This is a genomic window from Brevundimonas variabilis, from assembly GCF_014199945.1.
Lineage (GTDB): Bacteria > Pseudomonadota > Alphaproteobacteria > Caulobacterales > Caulobacteraceae > Brevundimonas > Brevundimonas variabilis.
Map to the genome: position 1 here is coordinate 80,420 of NZ_JACHOR010000004.1, position 19,282 is coordinate 99,701.

Sequence of the window (19,282 nt, forward strand, 5' to 3'; positions counted from 1 at the left end):
CTTAGCCCGCCCGGGCCGGGACCGCCACTCGCCATGACCCGATACGGCGCCTATGTTCCGTGCCATGAGTGTTGCCTTCACCCGAGAGGAAGATCTCGAAGCCACGGCTGCCGATCTTCCCGACCGTCCCGTTTCCCCGCACGCCAATCTGGTCACGCCCGAGGGACTGAACCAGATCGAGGCCGAACTGGCCTCGGCCCGTGCGGCCTATGCGGCGGCCCAGGCGCACGGCTCGATCGAGGTCGACCGCACAGCCATGGCGCGGGCGACGCGGGATCTGCGCTACTGGTCCGCGCGCCGCGCCAATGCCCAGCCGCAGCAGATCGCCCCGCCTGACGGCACGGTCCGGTTCGGCGGTTCGGTCACGATCGAACGCGAGGACGGCCGGACCCAGACCTGGCGGATCGTGGGCGAGGACGAGGCCGATCCTGCGAACGGTTCCGTCAGCCATGTCTCGCCGCTTTCGCGGGCCCTGATGGGCAAGCGGGTCGGGGACGAGGCGGTCGTTGCGGGTCAGTCGGTCGAGATCGTGGCCGTCGATCAAGCGTGAAGGTTGTCGTGCGGCCCGGCTTGCCTCACAAACAATCCCCGAAGGCATGATAGACGTGCCGACCTGTCCGGCGTTCGAGCCGCGCCCCGCGCGACGACGCCCTAGTCAATGAAAGCGAGGCCCGTTCATGGCCAGAAAGCCCAACTACAGTTTCGAGCGTCAGGAACGCGATCGCGCCGACGCCAAGAAGGCCGCCGAAAAGGCTGCAAAGAAGGCGGAAAAGAAAGCCCAGGCGGCCTGGGAAGCCGGTGAGGGTCCCCAGCCTGACGAGGCCCCGCGCGAGGACTGATCCCGCGCGAGGCAATTGCGCGCAGCAACCCGGCGGCGATTTGCCTTTCCGCTCCAGTTGAGTCTCCTATGGGGTAACGACCCCTTCGGAGACCGACGTGGGCGACAGGACTGGAAACACCCATCCCGACCGGGTTCGCTCGGTTCTGGCCGACGACGCGGGGCCCGCGCGGTCGGTCGTGGCGGCGTCGTGGCGTCGGTCCATGACGGTGTACGGGCTCGATCCTGCCGATGCCTCTTTGCCCGAAACCCTGACAGAGCAACAGCTTCGCGCCGTCTGCGAGGCGATGGAGCCCCTGACCCGCGCGGCCCAGGGCACGCTGGACCGGCTGTTCCGGGCGGTGGGCGATACCGGCTGCTGCGTTCTGCTGACCAATCGCGACGGCGTGCCGGTGGACCGGCGCGGGGCGGTTAGCGACGACGAGACCTTCCATCGCTGGGGGCTTTGGCCCGGGGCGGTCTGGAGCGAGGCGACCGAGGGCACCAACGGCATCGGCACCTGTCTGGCCGAGGGGCGGGCCCTGACCATTCACCGCGACCAGCATTTCCACACGAAGAACACGGGGCTGAGCTGCACGGTCGCGCCGATCTATGATCATCAGGGGCGGCTGGCGGCGGCGCTGGATGTTTCGTCGTGCCGGGCGGACCTCACCGAAGGCTTCGTCGGCCTGATCGCGGCGGCGGTGGCCGATGCCGCCCGCGCGATCGAGGCCCAGAATTTCCGCCAGGCCTTCAGCGGCTCGCGCATCCTGCTGGCCGCCGACGAGGATCGCAGCACGGCGGCGCTGCTGGCCGTCGACCGGCACGATCTGGTGGTCGGGGCGACGCGGTCGGCGCGGCAGCTTCTGGGGATCACCGATGCCTGTATCGCGGGCTCCCTGCCGGCAGCGGACGTGCTGTCGGTGGCGACGGATGCCGAGGACCTGATCGATGCGGAGCGCGGGGCGGTGCGGCGGGCGCTGGCGCGGGCTGACGGCAATGTCTCTGCGGCGGCACGCGCGCTGGGGGTCAGTCGCGCGACCCTGCACCGCAAGCTGAACCGGCTCGGCCTGCACTGACGCGTTGACGCGTCGTTCCGGACGACCTGTCGCAACCTTGCGACAGGTGTGCGCCGCACCAAACCATGACGCTCTGGCACCCTGTCCGGGCTGGGCTTCAGGTGAGGGTCAGCGATGCCGGGCGAACCGGCGCGTCCCAGGAACCCGGAGACACCCCATGACCAAGCCCGAATTCATCCGCGCCGTCACGCCCCAGTTCAAGACCCGCTACGAGAACTACATCGGCGGGGCCTGGGTGCCGCCGACCAAGGGACGCTATTTCGACAATTCCTCACCGGTGAACGGCCGGGTCCTGTGCGAGATCGCCCGGTCGGACGCCTCGGACATCGAACTGGCGCTGGATGCCGCCCATGCTGCAAAGGATGCCTGGGGCAAGACCTCCACCACCGAACGGTCCAACATCCTGATCCAGATCGCCCAGCGAATGGAGGACAATCTTCAGAAACTGGCCGAGGCCGAGACCTGGGACAACGGCAAGCCGCTGCGCGAGACCCTGGCCGCCGACCTGCCGCTGGCGATCGACCACTTCCGCTATTTTGCGGGGGCCATCCGGGCCCAGGAAGGCGGCATCAGCCAGATCGACAACGATACGGTGGCCTATCATTTCCATGAGCCCCTGGGCGTCGTCGGCCAGATCATCCCGTGGAATTTCCCGATCCTGATGGCTGTCTGGAAGCTGGCACCGGCCCTGGCTGCCGGGAACTGCGTGGTCATCAAGCCCGCCGAACAGACTCCCGCCTCGCTGCTGGTCCTGATGGAGATCATCGGCGACCTGATCCCGCCCGGTGTGCTGAACGTCGTCAACGGCTTCGGTCTCGAGGCCGGCAAGCCGCTGGCGTCCTCGACCCGGATCGCCAAGATCGCCTTCACCGGCGAGACGACCACGGGCCGCCTGATCAGCCAGTATGCGTCGCAGAACCTGATCCCCGTCACGCTTGAGCTGGGCGGCAAGTCCCCCAATGTCTTCTTCAAGGACGTGATGGCCGAGGACGATGCCTATCTGGACAAGGCGCTGGAAGGCTTTGCCATGTTCGCCCTGAACCAGGGCGAGATCTGCACCTGCCCCAGCCGGGCCCTGATCCACGAGGACATCTTCGATGCCTTCATGGAAAAGGCCATCGCCCGCGTCGAGGCAATCGTAGCCGGCGATCCGCTGAATCCCGACACCATGATCGGGGCCCAGGCGTCTTCGGAACAGTTCGAGAAGATCCTGTCCTATCTCGACATCGGCCGTCAGGAGGGTGCCGAGGTCCTGACCGGCGGAGCGAAGGCCGAACTCCAGGGCGATCTGGCGGGGGGCTATTTCATCCAGCCCACCATCCTGAAGGGCCACAACAAGATGCGGGTCTTCCAGGAGGAAATCTTCGGCCCGGTCGTGTCGGTGACGACCTTCAGGACCGACGAAGAGGCGCTCGAGATCGCCAATGACACCCTGTATGGCCTGGGGGCCGGTGTCTGGACCCGGGATTCCAACCGGGCCTATCGCATGGGTCGCGGCATCCAGGCGGGCCGGGTCTGGACCAACTGCTACCATGCCTATCCGGCCCATGCGGCCTTCGGCGGCTACAAGCAGTCGGGCATCGGGCGCGAGAACCACCGGATGATGCTGGACCACTATCAGCAGACCAAGAACCTGCTGGTCAGCTACAGCCCGGACAAGCTCGGCTTCTTCTGATGACGGCGGACAAGGTCTCCGCCACCCCCGCCGCGCTCGCCCTGCTGGCCGAGATCGTCGCCGACCACGGTCCGGTGATGTTCCACCAGTCGGGCGGGTGCTGCGACGGGTCCTCGCCCATGTGCTATCCGGTCGGCGAGTTCATCCTGGGCGACCATGACGTCCGGCTGGGGCGGATCGGGGAGGCGGACTTCTGGATCAGCGGCTCCCAGGCCGAGGCCTGGAAGAATACCGACCTGATCATCGATGCCATCCCGGGTCGGGGCGGCATGTTCAGCCTCGACAACGGTCGCGAGCAGCGGTTCCTGACCCGCTCCACCGTCTGTGCCGTGCCGGAGTAGATGAGCCAAACCGGGCCTCGGGCGTTGATGTCGCCGGGCAAGGGTGAGGTCACGCGTGAAGAATCTGTTGGGCAGGCTGCTGCTGGTGGCGCTGATCGGAGCCGGCCTCGCCTTCGTCAGCGCGCCCGTGGTGACCTTTTTCGGCATCCGTTCGGCGGCCCAGGCCAACGATGTGGCCGGTCTGGTCCGGCTGATCGACTTTCCCGCCGTGCGGGCGTCCCTTCGGCCGCAGCTGGCGGGGCGGCCCGAGATCATGACGCCTGCCCCGTCCATTTTCGACGATCCGATCGGGGCCGTGCGCCGCCGCTTCCAGCAGGCGACGGCACCGGCCGCGCCGGACCCTGATTCCTATCTGACACCCGACGCGATCAACGCCCTGATGGCCGGGCAGGGCCGGTATGCGGCGACGCAGACCGTGCCGATCGAGGCCTCTGACGCCTGGCCCCGGCTGCGCTACTGGGGCTTTCAGACCACACGTCTGTCGGTTGCGGACGCGGGCGGGTCGGAAACCCTCTTTACCTTCCAGAGACGGGCTCCGTTCGAATGGAAACTGGTGCATATCGGTCTGCCGGACGGGGCGACACCGGTCGCCGTTCCGCGCCCGACCGACCCGATCGCCTCCGTGCCTGAAAGGCCTGCTGCCCGATGACCAAGACCCGCAAGCGCCGTCTCCTGATCGGAACCGCCGTCATCAGCTTGATCGTTGTGCTGATCCTGTTCGTGGTGACGCCGGCCCTGGCGGTGCAGGGTATTATCGCGGCGGCAAAGGCCGGGGACGCTGCTGCGCTTGAGAGCCGGGTCGATTTCCCGGCCCTGCGTGGCAGCCTGAAGGATGAGCTGAATGCGCGGATGCGGGCCGAGGTTCGGGACCAGTTGCGCGACGAGGACCCCGGTCTGGCCGCCCTTGGGATGATGCTGGCCCCCAGTCTGATGGACAGCGCCGTGGACGTCTTCGTCACCCCGGACGCCGTGGCCGCCATGGTGTCTTCGGCCGAGGCGCCGGGCGTGAAGGACGACGCGTCCGCCGAGCGCGGGAACGACGCCGACATCCGCCGGAGCTACGGCTTTCGCGACCCGAACACTTTTGTCGTGACCCTGACCGATCCGGAACGGGCGGAGCAGCCGCTGAAGCTGCTGCTGGAACGGCGCAATCTGGTGCAGTGGAAGCTGGCGGGGGTCGATCTGCCGGACCGGGTCTGAGGCCGGCAGCCCCTCCACCCCTTCGGGGTCCCCCTCCCCATCGCTTCGCGACAGGGAGGATAAACGCTTTCCTCCCCACGCAGTGGGGAGGGGGACCGCGAAGCGGTGGAGGGGCTACTGCGCTGCGATCCAGGCATCCATCCGGCGATCCAGCAGGTCCAGCGGCAGGGGGCCATCGACCAGAAGCGCGTCGTGGAAGGTGCGGACGTCGAACCGGTCGCCCAGGGCCTGTTCGGCGCGCTGGCGGATCTCGCGCAGGCGGATCTCGCCGATCTTGTAGGCCAGGGCCTGACCCGGCCAGCCGATGTAGCGCTGCAGCTCGGTCTCTATATTGTGCGGGGCCAGGGCCGAGTTGTCGGTGAAGCAGCGACGGGCTTCCTCCGTTGTCCAGCCCATCCAGTGCATGCCAGTGTCGGCCACCAGCCGGCAGGCCCGCCACATCTCGTAGGACAGGCGGCCGAACCGCTCCTCGGGCGTGCGGTAGAAGCCCATCTCCTCGCCCAGGAACTCGGAATACAGGCCCCAGCCCTCGGTGAAGGCGGTGACATTGGCGCTGCGGCGATAATAGGGGCCCTCGGCGGCCTCCTGCTGCAGGGCAATCTGCAGGTGGTGGCCGGGGACGGCCTCGTGCAGGGTCAGGGCCGGCAGTTCATACAGCGGCCGCTGGTCCAGCCGTCCGGTGTTGACGATATAGCCGCCAGGCACGCCGTCGGCGAGCGAGCCCCCGTTGTAGCGGCCGGTCGTATAGGTCGCTTCGATATCGGCCGGGACGGGGCGGACGTTGTAGGTCAGCCGCGGTAGGGTCCGGAACAGGGCGGGCAGGCCGCCGTCGGCGCGCTTGGCCATCTCCGACGCCTTTTCCAGCAGCTCCTCGCGGCTCTTCGCATAGAAACGCGGATCGGTGCGCAGGTGGTTCAGGAAGCTGGCGAAGTCGCCGGTCCAGCCGGCGGCCTTCATCTCGACATCCATCCGGGCCCGGATCCGGGCCACCTCGTCCAGCCCGATCTGATGGATCTGGTCGGGTGTCAGGTCGGTGGTCGTGTAGCCGCGCGCCTGGAACGCATAGAACTCCTTGCCGCCGGGCAGGGAGCCGACACCGACCGCCTCGGGCGCGGCGGGCAGGTAGTCATCCTCGACGAAATCGACCCAGGCCTGACGGCGCGGCACGATCTGTTCGGCGACGATGGCGGCAGCGCGGGCCCGGAGATCGGCCTGGACCTCGGTCGGAATGGAGGCCGGCAGGGTGGCTGTGGGCTTCAGAAGCGGGTCGGTGGCGGCGGTATAGGCCGTCTCGTTGCGGAAGGTGACGAGGGCGCTTTCGACGACCGATTTCGGCTGGACGAAGCCGGTGGCGAGGCCCCGACGGGCATTGGCGAGGCCTGCGTCATAGAAGGCCGACACGCCCGCGAGCCGCGTCAGCCAGGCCTCTGCATCGGCGCGGGTCGCGATCCGGGTCGTGCTGGCCAGATAGGCCGCGGACTGGCCGGGCCCGCCCTCGGAATCGAAGGCGAGGCGGCTGCTGTCATAGGCGATGGCCTCGATCCCGCGATCGACGATCCGGGTCAGGAAGGCATGGTTCAGGGCGTCGTCCGGCGAAAGGCCGGTGGGGTCGATCGCGGCCAGCCGGGTCTTGAAGGCGGTCAGCGGCTGGACCTGGGCCTCCTCGAAGGCGCGGGTCGGGTCGGGCAGGCGGGACTTGGCGGCCTGATCGCCTTCCTGACCGGCGGAGATTGGATCCAGCGCCCGCAGATAGGTTTCGTAGTCGGCTAGGATCGAAGCCAGGGCCGGGTTCTCGGCCTGGACGGCGGCCGTCGGCGGGGTCGCCTGGGCGAGGGCCGGTGCGGCGACCGATGTCAGCAGCAGGGTGACAAGGCTGAGCGTGGCAATGCGTTTCATGGAAGACCCCCGGATGACAGGGCCGCATGGAGCCTGCACCGGGGGGTGGCGTCAACCGCCAGCCTAGCCGTGGATGGTCTCGCCGTGCTCCGAATAGTCGAGGCCCTCGATCTCGGACTCCTTGCTGACGCGCAGGCCGACCGTGAATTTGCAGATCATCAGGATCAGGAAGGTCCCGATCGCGCTCCAGGCGATGACGGAGAGCAGACCCAGGGCCTGTTTCAGGACGGTGGCCCCGTCCGCCACGCCATTGATGGCCGCATTGGCGAAGACGCCGGTCAGCAAGGCCCCGACGATGCCGCCGATGCCATGGATGCCCCAGGCGTCGAGGGTGTCGTCATACCGCAGCCAGCGCTTCAGCCAGACGGCGCCCGCATAGCAGGCCGGGCCGCCGATCAGGCCGATGAAGAAGGCCCCCTTGGGGTCGACCAGCCCTGCGGCGGGAGTGATGGCGACCAGTCCCCCGACGATGCCGGACAGCAGGCCCAGCAGGGTCGGGCGCTTGCGGTCGATCCACTCGATGAACATCCAGCCCAGCGCCGCCGTGGCGGCAGCGAGGATGGTGTTCAGGGCGGCGACGGCGGCGATGCCGTCCGCAGCCCAGGCCGAACCGGCGTTGAAGCCGATCCAGCCGACGAACAGCAGGCCGGTGCCGATGGCCGTATAGGCCAGGTTGCCGGGGGCCATATTGTCCCGACCGAAGCCGTGGCGCGGGCCCAGCACGAGGGCGCAGACCAGACCGGCGACGCCGGCATTGACATGGACCACGGCTCCGCCCGCGAAATCCAGCACGCCCATGGCCCCGAGGAAGCCGCCACCCCAGACCTGGTGCGCGATGGGCACATAGACGATCAGATGCCACAGGGCGAAGAACAGCAGGGTCGCGGAAAACTTCATCCGCTCGGCAAAGGCCCCGGCGATCAGGGCCGGGGTGATGATGGCAAAGGTCAGCTGATAGGCGATCCACAGGAACTCGGGCAGGCCGGGCGCGAGGCTGTGGGCCGTGTCGATCCGGACGCCATCAAGGAAGACGGCCTGCAGCCCGCCGATGAAGGGATTGGTCGCCGGCCCGCTGGTCCCGAACGACAGGCTGTACCCCACCAGGAACCAGAGCACGGTCACGATGGCCAGCGCCGCTGTTGAATGGGCGATGGTCGCGATGACGTTCTTCTTGCGGACCATGCCGCCGTAGAACAGCGCCAGACCCGGCAGGGTCATCAGCAGCACCAGCGCCGTGGACGTCAGAATCCAGCCGGTCGAGGCCTCGTTCAGGACCAGCGCTGCCTGATGGGCAAGCAGTTCGGGAGCGGCGGCGGTGGTCATGCCGGGACGGCCTCGATCGGTTCAGCAGCCTTCTCTGCCCGGGCCACGGGGGTTGGGACGACGCGGACGAAGCGCAGGACGCTGTCGCTCCAGTCGCTCAGCAAGCGGCTGGCCAGCGGTGAACCGGTCGCCTTCAGATGGGCCTCGACGAGGGCCTGCAGCCGGTCGGCCGCCTCGGGCGTCACGGCTGCGATCGAGGCCAGATCGCCATTCAGGGCCAGGGCGACCCGGTCCGGGGTCCCGAGCACGAACAGCTCGCCGCCGCTCATGCCGGCTGCCAGATTCCAGCCGACCGGACCCAGAACGACGACGCAGCCGCCGGTCATGTATTCGCAGCCATGGGCCCCCAGACCCTCGACCACGGCATGGGCTCCGGAGTTGCGGACGGCGAAACGCTCGCCCGCCGAGCCCGCCACGAACAGCCGGCCCGATGTCGCGCCATACAGGGTGGTGTTGCCGATTGCGGGCTGGTGCTCGCGCCATTCGACCGGCTTGACCACGATATCGGCACCGGACAGGCCCTTGCCGACATAGTCATTGGCCTCGCCGGTCAGTTCCAGCTTGAGCCCCTTGGCTCCGAAGGCCCCGAAGGACTGGCCGGCCGAACCGTTCAGCCGCAGGGTCAGGACGCCGGTCGGGCCGGTCGAGCCCCAGCGCCGCACGATGGCCGACGAGACCGCCGCGCCGATGGTGCGCATGACATTGGAGATCGGATAGGTCAGCTCCGACGTCTGGCCCCGGTCGAGGAAGGCCCAGGCATCGTTGAGGACGCGGGCGTCCAGCGTTTCCGGCACCGCCGCGCGGCCCTTCTCGGCCCACAGCTTCTTCTCGGAGGCCTCGACCCTGACCAGCAGGGGGTTGAGGTCGAGGTCGTCCAGATGCACGCCCCCGCGCCGCACCTGACGCAGCAGGTCGGTCCGGCCGACGATCTCGTCCAGCGACCGGGCTCCCAGCATGGCCAGGTATTCGCGGACTTCCTCGGCGATGAAGGAGAACAGGTTCACGACCTTGTCCGCCGTGCCCGTGAACTTCTCGCGCAGGCGCGGGTCCTGGGAACAGACGCCGACCGGGCAGGTGTTGGAATGGCACTGGCGCACCATCAGACAGCCCATGGCGATCAGCGAGGCGGTGCCGATGTTGAACTCTTCGGCCCCGAGGATGGCGGCGATGACGATGTCGCGGCCGGTGCGCATGCCGCCGTCGGCTCGGACCACGACATGGCTGCGCAGGTTGTTCAGGCTGAGGACCTGATGGGTCTCGGCCAGGCCGATCTCCCACGGCAGGCCCGCGTGCTTGATCGAGGACTGGGGCGAGGCCCCGGTGCCGCCATTGTGCCCGGCGATCAGGATGCAGTCGGCCTTGGCCTTGGCCACACCCGAGGCGATGGCCCCGATGCCCGAAGCACTGACCAGTTTCACCGTGACGCGCGCGTCCGGATTGATCTGCTTCAGGTCATAGATAAGCTGGGCCAGGTCCTCGATCGAATAGATATCGTGGTGCGGCGGCGGCGAGATCAGCGTCGTGCCGACCGTCGAATGCCGCATCCGGGCGATGAATTCGGTGACCTTGAACCCGGGCAGCTGGCCGCCCTCGCCGGGCTTGGCCCCCTGGGCGATCTTGATCTCGATCTCGCGGCACTGGTTCAGATATTCGGCGGTGACGCCAAACCGGCCCGAGGCGATCTGCTTGACCGCCGAGTTCATGTTATCGCCGTCCGGACGGGTGGCGTAGCGGTCCGGGTCCTCGCCGCCCTCGCCGGAGACCGAGCGGGCACCGATCCGGTTCATGGCCACGTTCAGCACGCCGTGTGCCTCGGGTGACAGGGCCCCCAGCGACATGCCGGGCGTCAGGAAGCGCTTGCGGATGTCGGAGACACTCTCGACCTCGTGCACCGGGACGGGAGTCAGGCGCTCGCGCCAGTCCAGCAGGTCGCGCGGGGCGAGGTCCGGCTGGTCGCGGATGGCTTCTGAATACTGTTTGAAGCGCTTGTAGTCGCCGCGATTGCAGGCGTCCTGCAGCAGGTGGATAGTCCGGGCATCGTGGGCGTGGGCTTCCTGGCCCGCACGGATGCGGAAGAAGCCACCGATCGCCGGCGAAGGGGCGGCGTCGATCCAGGCGGCAGCATGGCGGCGCATCGCCTGCTGCTCCAGACCGGCCAGGCCGATGCCCGAGATGCGCGACGGGGCACCGGGGAAGAACTCCGCTGTCAGGGCCCGCGACAGGCCCAGGACCTCGAACTCGCAGCCGCCGCGATAGGCGGAGATGACGCTGATCCCCTTGCGCGCCAGGGTCTTCATCAGGCCGGCCTCGAGACCGGCCTTGTAGTTCAGGCAGGCGTCGCGCAGCGACAGGCCCGGATAGGCCCCGCGATCGAGACGTTCCTGGAACATCTCCTGCGCCAGCCAGGGGTTCACGGCGGTCGCCCCGACTCCGACCAGAACGGCCACGCCGTGCGGCTCCAGCGCCTCGGACGAACGCACCACGATGGAGACGAAGCTGCGCAGGCCGCGGTCGGTCAGCCGCAGATGAACCGCCGCCGTGGCGATGATCATCGGGATGGTGATCCGGTCCTCCGACGCGCGTTCGTCGGTCAGGACGACCAGGCCTGAGCCTTCACGGACGGCGGTTTCGGCCTCGAGCTGGATACGGTCGATGGCCGCGCGCAGTCCGGCACCGGGGCGGTCGACCTCGGCGGGAAGGGGATAGGAACAATCGATCGTCACCGTGGTCCCGGCGCCGACGACGCCCAGCATCCGCTCGTACATGCCGGTGGTCAGGATCGGGCTGTCGAGGACGAAGACGTTCGTCTGGGCCTCTTCCTCGGCGAGGATATTGCCCAGGTTCTTGAACCGGGTCTTGAGGCTCATCGCCCCGGCTTCACGCAGGGGGTCGATCGGCGGGTTGGTCACCTGCGAGAAATTCTGGCGGAAATAGTGGGCCAGCGGACGCGGCAGGGTCGACAGGACGGCGGGCGGCGTGTCGTCGCCCATGGACCCGACGGCCTCCTTGCCGTCGACGATCAACGGGTCAAGCAGCATGTCGAGGTCTTCGCGGCTGAAGCCCGCCGCGATCTGGCGCCGGGTCAGGGCCTCGCCGGTGGCGGCGCGGGGCTCGGGTCCGGGGCCGATCAGGGGCTCCAGATCGACCATGTTCTCCAGCCACTCCGTGTACGGATGGTCTGCCGCCAGGGCATCGATGGCCTCGGCCTCGTCCAGCAGGATGCCGTTGCGCAGGTCGGCCACGATCATCCGGCCCGGCCCGATCGGCAGGCGGCGCTTGATGCGGCTGTCCGGCAGTCCGGCCAGACCCGCCTCGGACCCGGCCAGCAGCAGGCCGTCGTGGGTCTCCATGGCGCGCAGCGGGCGCAGGCCGTTGCGGTCCTTGCCGCAGACGATCCAGCGACCGTCGGTGGCGCAGATGGCCGCGGGGCCGTCCCACGGCTCCATCACGGCATTGCAATAGGCATAGAGGGCCCGGTGCTCGGGCTTCATCAGGCCCTCGTCCTTGGCCCAGGCCTCGGGGATCAGCAGGGCCTTGGCCATCGGTGCCGGACGCCCGGCGCGGACCAGAACCTCGAACACATTGTCCAGCGAGGCGCTGTCGGAGCCACCCGGCTGGACTACCGGCTTGACGTCCTCGTCATGGTCGCCGAACGCCTGGGCCGTCATGCGGATCTCGTGCGACCGCATCCAGTTCAGATTGCCCTTCAGCGTGTTGATCTCGCCGTTGTGGGCCAGCATCCGGAACGGCTGGGCCAGCCGCCATTCGGGGAAGGTGTTGGTCGAATACCGCTGGTGGAAGATGGCGTAGGCGGCCTCGAAAGTCGGGTCCAGCAGGTCGGGATACAGCTGGTCCAGAAGCTCGGCGCGGACCATCCCCTTGTAGATCAGCGACCGGGCCGACAGGGAGCAGATGTAGAAGCCGGGCACGCTCTCGGCGATCACCGCGCGCTCGATCCGGCGACGGACCAGATAGAGTTCGCGCTCCAGCGCCTCGCCATCGTCGGACCCGGCGAGGTCGGCGGGGGCGGCCAGCATGATCTGTTCGATCTCGGGCCGGGTGGCATCGGCCTTGGAGCCGACCACGCGCAGGTCGATCGGGGTCTGGCGCCAGCCATAGATGAAGAAGCCTGCGCGCAGGACCTCGGTCTCGACGATGGCGCGAGCCCGGTCCTGGGCCCCCAGGTCGGTGCGCGGCAGGAAGATCTGGCCGATGGCGATGGGGCCGGGCCGCAGGGCCTGGCCGATGACCCGGACCTGTTCGGCAAAGAAGGCCTGGGGGGCCTCGACCATGATGCCGGCCCCGTCGCCGGACAGGCCGTCGGGATCCACGGCACCGCGGTGGGCGACATTCTTCAGCGACCGGATGGCCAGTTCGACCACTTCGCGGCGCGGCTTGCCGTCGATGGCGGCGACGAGGCCGACCCCGCAGGCGTCCTTCTCGGAGGCCGGCTGATAGGCATGGGCGTCGATCAGACGCTGGCGGTCATCATTATACTTGGTCAGCCAGGTCATTTCAGGTGTGTCTCGATCCACTTATCCCGCTCATCCCGGCGAAAGCCGGGACCCAGTGCTTTGGGTTTGTCGAGGACGGCAGAGCAGGGAAAAGGACTGGGTCCCGGCTTTCGCCGGGATGAGCGGAATAGGGAAAGGGGGTCATGCGGCCTGCTCCAGAATGCGGGCCTTGAGGTAGCGGTCGATCTCGGCTGCAGCCTCCTGACCGTCGCGCACGGCCCAGACCACCAGCGAGGCACCGCGCACGGCGTCACCGGCCGCGAAGACGCCGGGCAGGGAGGTGGCGGCGCTGCGAGGAGCCACGGCAACCGTATTCCAGTCCGTGAGGGCGAGGTCGGGGTGGTGGTCGGCAAAGGCCTCGGGCTCGAAGCCCAGGGCCTCGATGACCATGTCGGCAGCGAGGTCGAAATCACCGCCGGGGACCGGCACGATCTCGCGACGCCTGCCGAAGACGGGTTCGGATAGCGCCATGCGCGCTGCCCGGACGGCCGTGACCGCCCCGCCCTTGGACAGCAGGGCCTTGGGCGCGCCCAGCCATTCGAAGCGGATGCCTTCTTCCTCGGCATTCAGGACCTCGCGGGCCGAGCCGGGCATGTTCTCGCGGTCGCGACGGTACAGGCAGACGACCTCGGCGGCCCCCTGGCGGATGGCGGTGCGGACACAGTCCATGGCGGTATCGCCGCCACCGACCACGACCACGCGACGGCCCTTCGCATGATACCAGCCCTCGCCTTCGGGATCCGACAGGTCGCGGCGGTTCTGGTGCGTCAGATAGTCGAGCGCGCGGATGGTGTCGCCGGGGCCTCCGCCGGGCACCGACAGGGCCCGGGCCTGATAGACGCCCATGGCCAGCAGCACCGCGTCATGGCGTTCACGCAGGGTCTCGAGCGTCACGTCCACGCCGACATTGCAGTTGGACACAAAGGTCACGCCGCCGTCAATCAGGCGATCGACCCGGCGCTGGACCACCCGCTTCTCGAGCTTGAAGCCGGGAATGCCATAGGTCAGCAGGCCGCCGGGACGGTCATGGCGGTCGTAGACCGTGACCTGATAGCCCTGCTCGCGCAGCCGGTCGGCGGCGGCCATGCCGGCCGGACCGGCCCCGACGATGCCGACGCTCTCGCCCCGCTCATGGGCCGGGCGGATCGGCTCGACCCAGCCATTGTCGAAGGCGGTGTCGCCGATGAAGGCCTCGACCGAGCCGATGGTGACGGCTTCCCAGCCCGACTGGTGCAGGGTGCAGGCGCCTTCGCACAGCCGGTCCTGCGGACAGATGCGACCACAGATTTCCGGCATGGTCGATGTGGCCGACGCCATGCGCCAGGCCTCGCGCAGTTCGTCCTCGGCCGACAGGCCCAGCCAGTCTGGAATGTTGTTCTGCAGCGGGCAGCCGGTCTGGCAGAAGGGCACGCCGCAGTCGGTGCAGCGACCGGCCTGCACCTCGATATTCGTCGTCGTCGGCGGGACGATAATCTCGCCGAAATCCTGCACGCGCAAGGACGCGTCCGTCTTGGGAAGACGGCGTGGCTGAACGACGAACCCTTGAGGTCCGGATGGGCCTTTGTGTTGCATGGCAACATAAAAGCCAAAAACGGACTTATGAGCAAATGGTTTCCACGCAACGCGCCTGAGCGGTCGACGGAAAGCACGAATTTGCCGATTTCAGTCCGAAGTGCGCACGATGCGTGATTTCGACGCGCAGTCGGGGCAAGCGCCTGACGTCAGCCCTGGTCCCACCCTCCGGCGAGGGCCTTGAACAGGGCGATCTGGTAGGTGGTCACCAGGGCATCCGATGAAGCCAGCTGGGCATCGGCGCTGGCCAGGGTGCGCTCGGCGTCCAGGACCGTCAGGAAGCTGTCGGCGCCGGCGTCGAAGCGCAGGCGCGACAGTCGCGCGGCGGTCGCGGCCTGGTCGCGAGCCTCGGTCAGGGCGGCGCGGCGGTCCAGTTCGTTGGCATATTGCGTCAGGGCCGTCTCGGTCTCCTGCAGTGCCACCAGCACGGCCTGATCGAAGTCGGCCAGGGCCGCGTCGGTGAGCGCCCCGGTCTGGGCGATCCGGGCGCGGGCGACGGCAATGTTGGGGAAGGACCAGCTGATCAGCGGGCCGACGCTAAACCGGAAGGACGTGTCGTCGCCAAGGTCACCGGCGCTGAGGGCCGTCGAGCCGAGCGACCCGCCCAGGCTGATGGTCGGATAGAGCGAGGCCGTCGCGACATTCACCCTTGCGGCGGCGGCGGCGAGGTTGCGCTCTGCCTGACGCACATCCGGACGACGGGCCAGCAGCGCGGCACCGTCTCCGATCGGGACGGGCTGGGCCAGTTGCGGCGGTCGCTGGCACTGGCGCGCGGCCTCGCTGGCCTGTGAAGGAGTGGTTCCTGTCAGGGTCGCCAGACGGAACAGGGCCTCGTCGCGGGCGGCCTGCAGGGTCTGCAGGCTGGCCCGGGTCGAGGCGAGGGCAGAGCGCGCGCGGGCGGTGTCGAGACCGGTCCCCGCTCCGCCCTCGAGCAGGCGCTGGGTCAGGTCGACGGTGCGGGTCTGGAGATCAATATTGGTCTGGGCCACCGCGATCTGGGCATTGGCGGAACAGGCATCGGCATAGGCCCGGGCGGTCTCGGCCGCGACCGTGACCCGAACCACGTCCAGGGCGGCGGCCGCCGCATCGGCATCGGCACGGGCGGCGCGGATCGACGACCCGACACGGCCGAACAGGTCGACCTCGTAGGACACATCCAGACCCACGTCATAGGTCTCGACCTCGTCAAGCGGCTCGCCCGACGCGGGTGCGCCCGAGGCGGCAAAGGTGGCGGATGACGACCGGCCATAGCTGTAGCCGCCCGACGCATTGGTGGTCGGAAGCCGGCTGGCGCGGGCCTCGGACAGGGAGGCCCTGACCGCCCTCAGGTTGGCGGCCGCCGACTCCAGCTGGTTGTTGTTGGCGAAGGCCTGGCTCACCAGACCGTCGAGGGTCGGATCGGCATAGAGCCGCCACCAGTCGTCACGCGCGGGATCGGTGGTGACGACCCCGCTGGCGACGGGCAGGCCGGCGCTGGCAAAGGGGCCCGTCGCCGACGGGGGGATCAGGGCATCGGGAGCCTTCGGCCCGACCGCACACGCCGACAGCAGGGCTGCGGCCGAGGCGAGGGTCAGGAACCTTAGCGAGTCGGAACGGGTCATGTCAGGCGTCTCCTGCGCGCGGGGCGGATCCCGCGGGCAGCGGCTGGTTGGGGTCTTGCGGATAGGGAGCGTGACCGGCGTCGGTCGGGCCCGTGTCGCCGGTCCGGGGCTCGTGCGGCAGGCGCGCCGCCAGACCCCGGCAGATCACATAGAAGACCGGGGTGAACAGCAGGCCGAAGACGGTCACACCGATCATGCCGAAGAACACGGCTGCGCCCAGCGACTGGCGCATCTCGGCACCCGGGCCGTCGGCCAGCACCAGAGGCAGCACGCCGAGGATGAAGGCGAACGAGGTCATCAGGATGGGCCGCAGACGGATACGGGCCGCGGCGACGGCGGCGTCCCAGCGATCGAGGCCGTGTTCTTCCTGCTGTTTGGCGAACTCCACGATCAGGATGGCGTTCTTGGCGGCCAGGGCGATCAGCACCACCAGCCCGACCTGGACCAGGATGTTGTTGTCCAGTCCGAGCGCATTGACCCCCAGCATGGCCGCCAGAAGACACATGGGCACGATCAGGATCACGGCCAGCGGCAGGGTGAAGGCCTCGTACTGGGCGGCCAGGACCAGGAAGACCAGCAGGACGGCGATGACGAAGATGATCGTCGCGCCGCCGGACGCGGTCTTCTCCTGATAGGCCAGACCCGTCCACTCATAGGTGAAGCCGGGGGGCAGGGCCTGCTGGGCGAGCGCCTCCATGGAGGCCAGCGCCTGGCCCGAAGACACGCCCGCAGCCCCCTGTCCCTGAAGCTCGGAGGCCGGGGACAGGTTGTAGCGCACGATCCGCGACGGCCCGGAGGTCTCGCTGATGGTCGCGACCGAGCCGATCGGCACCATGGCCCCGGATGCGGCCCGGACCTTCAGGTTGCCGATGTCGGCCAGGTCGTCGCGATAGGCGGGCTCGGCCTGGGCCGTGACCCGGAAGGTGCGGCCCAGCAGGTTGAAGTCGTTGACGTAGGACGAACCGAGATAGATGCCCAGCGTCGAGAAGACGTCGTTGGGCTGGACCCCCATCATCAGGGCCCGGTCGCGATCGACATCGGCATTCACGCGCGGCGAGCCGGTGTTGTAGGTCGAGAACACCTGCTGGACCTGATCCGGAGCCTGGGCCGCGGCCCCCATCATGGCGAAGGTGGCCCCTTCGAGCGCGCCATAGCCCTGGGCACCCGTGTCCTTGATCATCATCACGAAGCCGTTGCCATTGCCCAGTCCCTGGATCGAGGGCGGAGCGATGACGAAGATGTTGGCGTCCTGGATGCCCGACACCGAGCCGGTGATCGATCCTGCCAGGGCTGCGGCGGCCGTCTCGCGCTCCTCGAAGTCGCTCAGGCGGATGAAGATGGTCGCGGCATTTGAACCGAACGAGAAGCTGGAGCCGTCGAGACCGGCAAAGGCCACGGTGCCGTCGACACCCTCGGTCTTGCGGATGATGTCGCTGGTCTGGGCCATGACCGCCTCGGTCCGCTCGAGCGAGGCGCCGGCTGGAAGCTGGATGACACCGATCAGGAAGCCCTGGTCCTGGTCCGGAATGAAGCCGGACGGGGTGTCGACCAGTCGCCAGGCCGTCAGGCCGAGCAGGCCGACATAGACGATCAGCACCATCATCACGGTACGCACCAGGCGTGCCGTCAGGCGGCCGTAGCGGTCGGACAACCAGTCAAAGCCCTCGTTGAACTTACGGCCGGCCCATCCGCCATAGTATTTGGCGGTGCTCAGCAGGCCCTTCTTGCGTGGCGCATCCTCGTCATGGACCTTGTGCGGCTTGAGCAGCAGGGCGGCCATGGCGGGCGACAGGGTCAGGGACACGAACAGCGACACCACGGTGGCGGCGGCGATTGTCACGGCAAACTGGCGATAGAAGATGCCGGGAATTCCGGGCACGAACATGGTCGGAATGAACACGGCCACCAGCACCAGACCGATGGCGATCAGCGCTCCGGAAACCTCCTGCATCGACTTGTAGGCAGCGTCCCTCGGACTGAGTCCCTGTTCGATATAGCGTTCGACGTTCTCGACCACGACGATGGCATCATCGACCACGATCCCGACTGCCAGCACGAGGGCCAGCAGCGACAGGGAGTTGATCGAATATCCGAGTGCCAGCTGCACGGCGAAGGTGGCCACCAGGGCGATCGGAATGGCCACGATCGGAATGATGGCGGCGCGCCAGGACTGCAGGAAGATCAGCACCACCAGCACGACCAGAATCACCGCCTCGATCAGGGTGTGCTGGACGGACTCGACCGACTTGGCGACGAATTCGGTGGGGTTGTACGGGACGGAGATGGCCATGCCCTGGGGCAGTTCGGTCTTCAGGGCCTCGACCTCGGCGAGGACACGGTCAGCCGTTCCAAGCGCATTGGCACCGGGCTGCTGGACGATGGCAATGCCGACGCCGCGCTGGCCGTCGAAGAAGCCGCGGATGCCATAGTCCTGGGCCCCCAGCTCGACGCGGGCCACGTCGCGGATGCGGGTCACGCGACCTTCGGCATCGGTCTTGACGACGATCTCGGAGAATTCCTCCGGGGTCGACAGGCGACCCTGGACCTGGATCGGCTGCTGGAAGGCCGAGGCATTGGTGGCAAAGGGTGGCTGGCCGATCGAGCCGGCGGCGGCCTGGATGTTCTGGGTCTGCAGGGCGGTGGTGATGTCCGATGCGTTCAGGCCGCGGGCAGCCGCCTTGGCCGGGTCGATCCAGACCCGCATCGAATAGTTGCCACCGCCGAAGATGGTGACGTTGCCGACCCCCTCGAGCCGGAGCAGGCGGTCGCGCAGGGTGGCATTGGCATAGTTGCCGACATAGTCGTTGTTCAGGCTGCCGTCGGGTGACGTCAGGCCCAGGATCATCAGGAAGCCGCTCTCCTGCTTGTTCACGACGACGCCGACCTGGCGCACCTGTTCGGGCAGGCGCGGTTCGGCGAGGGCGACCCGGTTCTGGACCAGCACCTGGGCATCATCCAGATTGGTGCCGGGCTGGAAGGTGACGGTGATCGAGACCGCCCCGTCGGAGGTCGAGGACGACTGGAGATACAGCATCCCCTCGACGCCATTGACCTCCTGCTCGATCGGGGCGGCGACGGTCTCGGCCAGGGTCTCGGCCGAGGCCCCGGCATAGGCGGTATTGATGGTGATCGTCGGCGGCGCGATCTCCGGATACTGCGACAGCGGCAGCAGCGGATAGGCGAAGACCCCGATCAGGGTGATGAAGACCGCGATCACGGCCGCGAAGATCGGCCGGTCGATGAAGAAGCGCGAGATGTTCATGG

Annotated in this window: 13 protein-coding genes; 7 read left to right on the top strand and 6 right to left on the bottom strand. The window is 68.1% G+C overall.

The genetic code is table 11. The annotated features are described in order from the left end of the window. Window positions 1–64: 64 nt before the first annotated feature. The 7 genes from greA to GGR13_RS11770 all read left to right on the top strand — a co-directional run bounded on the left by greA (window position 65) and on the right by GGR13_RS11770 (window position 5,112). Window positions 65–550, top strand: a complete 486-nt coding sequence (greA, locus tag GGR13_RS11740) for a transcription elongation factor GreA (protein ID WP_183214099.1) — start codon at window positions 65–67, stop codon at window positions 548–550. Window positions 551–677: 127 nt separating this feature from the next. Beyond that, a complete protein-coding gene (locus tag GGR13_RS11745) occupies window positions 678–839 on the top strand; it encodes a hypothetical protein (RefSeq protein WP_183213741.1) in 162 nt (53 codons plus the stop codon). Window positions 840–936: 97 nt separating this feature from the next. Further along, the gene (locus GGR13_RS11750; protein WP_343060376.1) at window positions 937–1,896 is read left to right on the top strand and encodes a GAF domain-containing protein; all 960 of its coding nucleotides are present in this window, start codon (window positions 937–939) and stop codon (window positions 1,894–1,896) included. Between the two features lie 157 nt (window positions 1,897–2,053). Further along, window positions 2,054–3,571 (top strand): aldehyde dehydrogenase, encoded by a 1,518-nt coding sequence (adh, locus tag GGR13_RS11755; RefSeq protein WP_183213742.1) that lies wholly within the window; start codon window positions 2,054–2,056, stop codon window positions 3,569–3,571. Beyond that, window positions 3,571–3,912 carry a DUF779 domain-containing protein gene (locus tag GGR13_RS11760; protein ID WP_183213743.1) on the top strand — a complete coding sequence of 114 codons (342 nt, stop codon included), beginning with the start codon at window positions 3,571–3,573 and terminating at the stop codon, window positions 3,910–3,912. The genes adh and GGR13_RS11760 overlap by 1 nt, the downstream gene beginning before the upstream one ends. Before the next feature lie 55 nt (window positions 3,913–3,967). Continuing rightward, window positions 3,968–4,561 (top strand): DUF2939 domain-containing protein, encoded by a 594-nt coding sequence (locus tag GGR13_RS11765; RefSeq protein WP_183213744.1) that lies wholly within the window; start codon window positions 3,968–3,970, stop codon window positions 4,559–4,561. After that, a complete protein-coding gene (locus GGR13_RS11770; RefSeq protein WP_183213745.1) occupies window positions 4,558–5,112 on the top strand; it encodes a DUF2939 domain-containing protein in 555 nt (184 codons plus the stop codon). Before GGR13_RS11765 ends, GGR13_RS11770 begins: the two co-directional genes overlap by 4 nt. A gap of 114 nt (window positions 5,113–5,226) precedes the next feature. On the opposite strand, the gene GGR13_RS11775 is transcribed toward GGR13_RS11770, so the two are convergent. The 6 genes from GGR13_RS11775 to GGR13_RS11800 form a co-directional block, all read right to left on the bottom strand. Further along, entirely contained in the window at window positions 5,227–7,008 is a 1,782-nt protein-coding gene (locus GGR13_RS11775; RefSeq protein WP_183213746.1) for a DUF885 domain-containing protein, read from the bottom strand. 63 nt (window positions 7,009–7,071) lie between these two features. Further along, window positions 7,072–8,331: an ammonium transporter gene (locus tag GGR13_RS11780; RefSeq protein WP_183213747.1), complete on the bottom strand. Its 1,260-nt coding sequence runs from the start codon at window positions 8,329–8,331 to the stop codon at window positions 7,072–7,074. Beyond that, window positions 8,328–12,845, bottom strand: a complete 4,518-nt coding sequence (gltB, locus tag GGR13_RS11785; RefSeq protein WP_183213748.1) for a glutamate synthase large subunit — start codon at window positions 12,843–12,845, stop codon at window positions 8,328–8,330. Before gltB ends, GGR13_RS11780 begins: the two co-directional genes overlap by 4 nt. A 141-nt stretch (window positions 12,846–12,986) precedes the next feature. After that, a complete protein-coding gene (locus tag GGR13_RS11790; RefSeq protein WP_183213749.1) occupies window positions 12,987–14,417 on the bottom strand; it encodes an NAD(P)-dependent oxidoreductase in 1,431 nt (476 codons plus the stop codon). A 149-nt stretch (window positions 14,418–14,566) separates the two neighbouring features. Next, window positions 14,567–16,018: a TolC family protein gene (locus tag GGR13_RS11795; RefSeq protein WP_183213750.1), complete on the bottom strand. Its 1,452-nt coding sequence runs from the start codon at window positions 16,016–16,018 to the stop codon at window positions 14,567–14,569. A gap of 1 nt (window position 16,019) precedes the next feature. Beyond that, window positions 16,020–19,280, bottom strand: coding sequence for an efflux RND transporter permease subunit (locus tag GGR13_RS11800; protein ID WP_183213751.1), 3,261 nt, complete (start codon window positions 19,278–19,280; stop codon window positions 16,020–16,022). Between the last annotated feature and the right edge of the window lie 2 nt (window positions 19,281–19,282).

Bases quoted from the DNA above. Each gene is read 5' to 3' on its own strand.
- GGR13_RS11780 (WP_183213747.1), bottom strand. From the start codon at position 8,331: ATGACCACCGCCGCCGCTCCCGAACTGCTTGCCCATCAGGCAGCGCTG.
- adh (WP_183213742.1), top strand. From the start codon at position 2,054: ATGACCAAGCCCGAATTCATCCGCGCCGTCACGCCCCAGTTCAAGACC.
- GGR13_RS11770 (WP_183213745.1), top strand. From the start codon at position 4,558: ATGACCAAGACCCGCAAGCGCCGTCTCCTGATCGGAACCGCCGTCATC.
- GGR13_RS11795 (WP_183213750.1), bottom strand. From the start codon at position 16,018: ATGACCCGTTCCGACTCGCTAAGGTTCCTGACCCTCGCCTCGGCCGCA.
- GGR13_RS11800 (WP_183213751.1), bottom strand. From the start codon at position 19,280: ATGAACATCTCGCGCTTCTTCATCGACCGGCCGATCTTCGCGGCCGTG.
- greA (WP_183214099.1), top strand. From the start codon at position 65: ATGAGTGTTGCCTTCACCCGAGAGGAAGATCTCGAAGCCACGGCTGCC.
- GGR13_RS11790 (WP_183213749.1), bottom strand. From the start codon at position 14,417: ATGCAACACAAAGGCCCATCCGGACCTCAAGGGTTCGTCGTTCAGCCA.
- GGR13_RS11745 (WP_183213741.1), top strand. From the start codon at position 678: ATGGCCAGAAAGCCCAACTACAGTTTCGAGCGTCAGGAACGCGATCGC.
- GGR13_RS11760 (WP_183213743.1), top strand. From the start codon at position 3,571: ATGACGGCGGACAAGGTCTCCGCCACCCCCGCCGCGCTCGCCCTGCTG.
- gltB (WP_183213748.1), bottom strand. From the start codon at position 12,845: ATGACCTGGCTGACCAAGTATAATGATGACCGCCAGCGTCTGATCGAC.
- GGR13_RS11775 (WP_183213746.1), bottom strand. From the start codon at position 7,008: ATGAAACGCATTGCCACGCTCAGCCTTGTCACCCTGCTGCTGACATCG.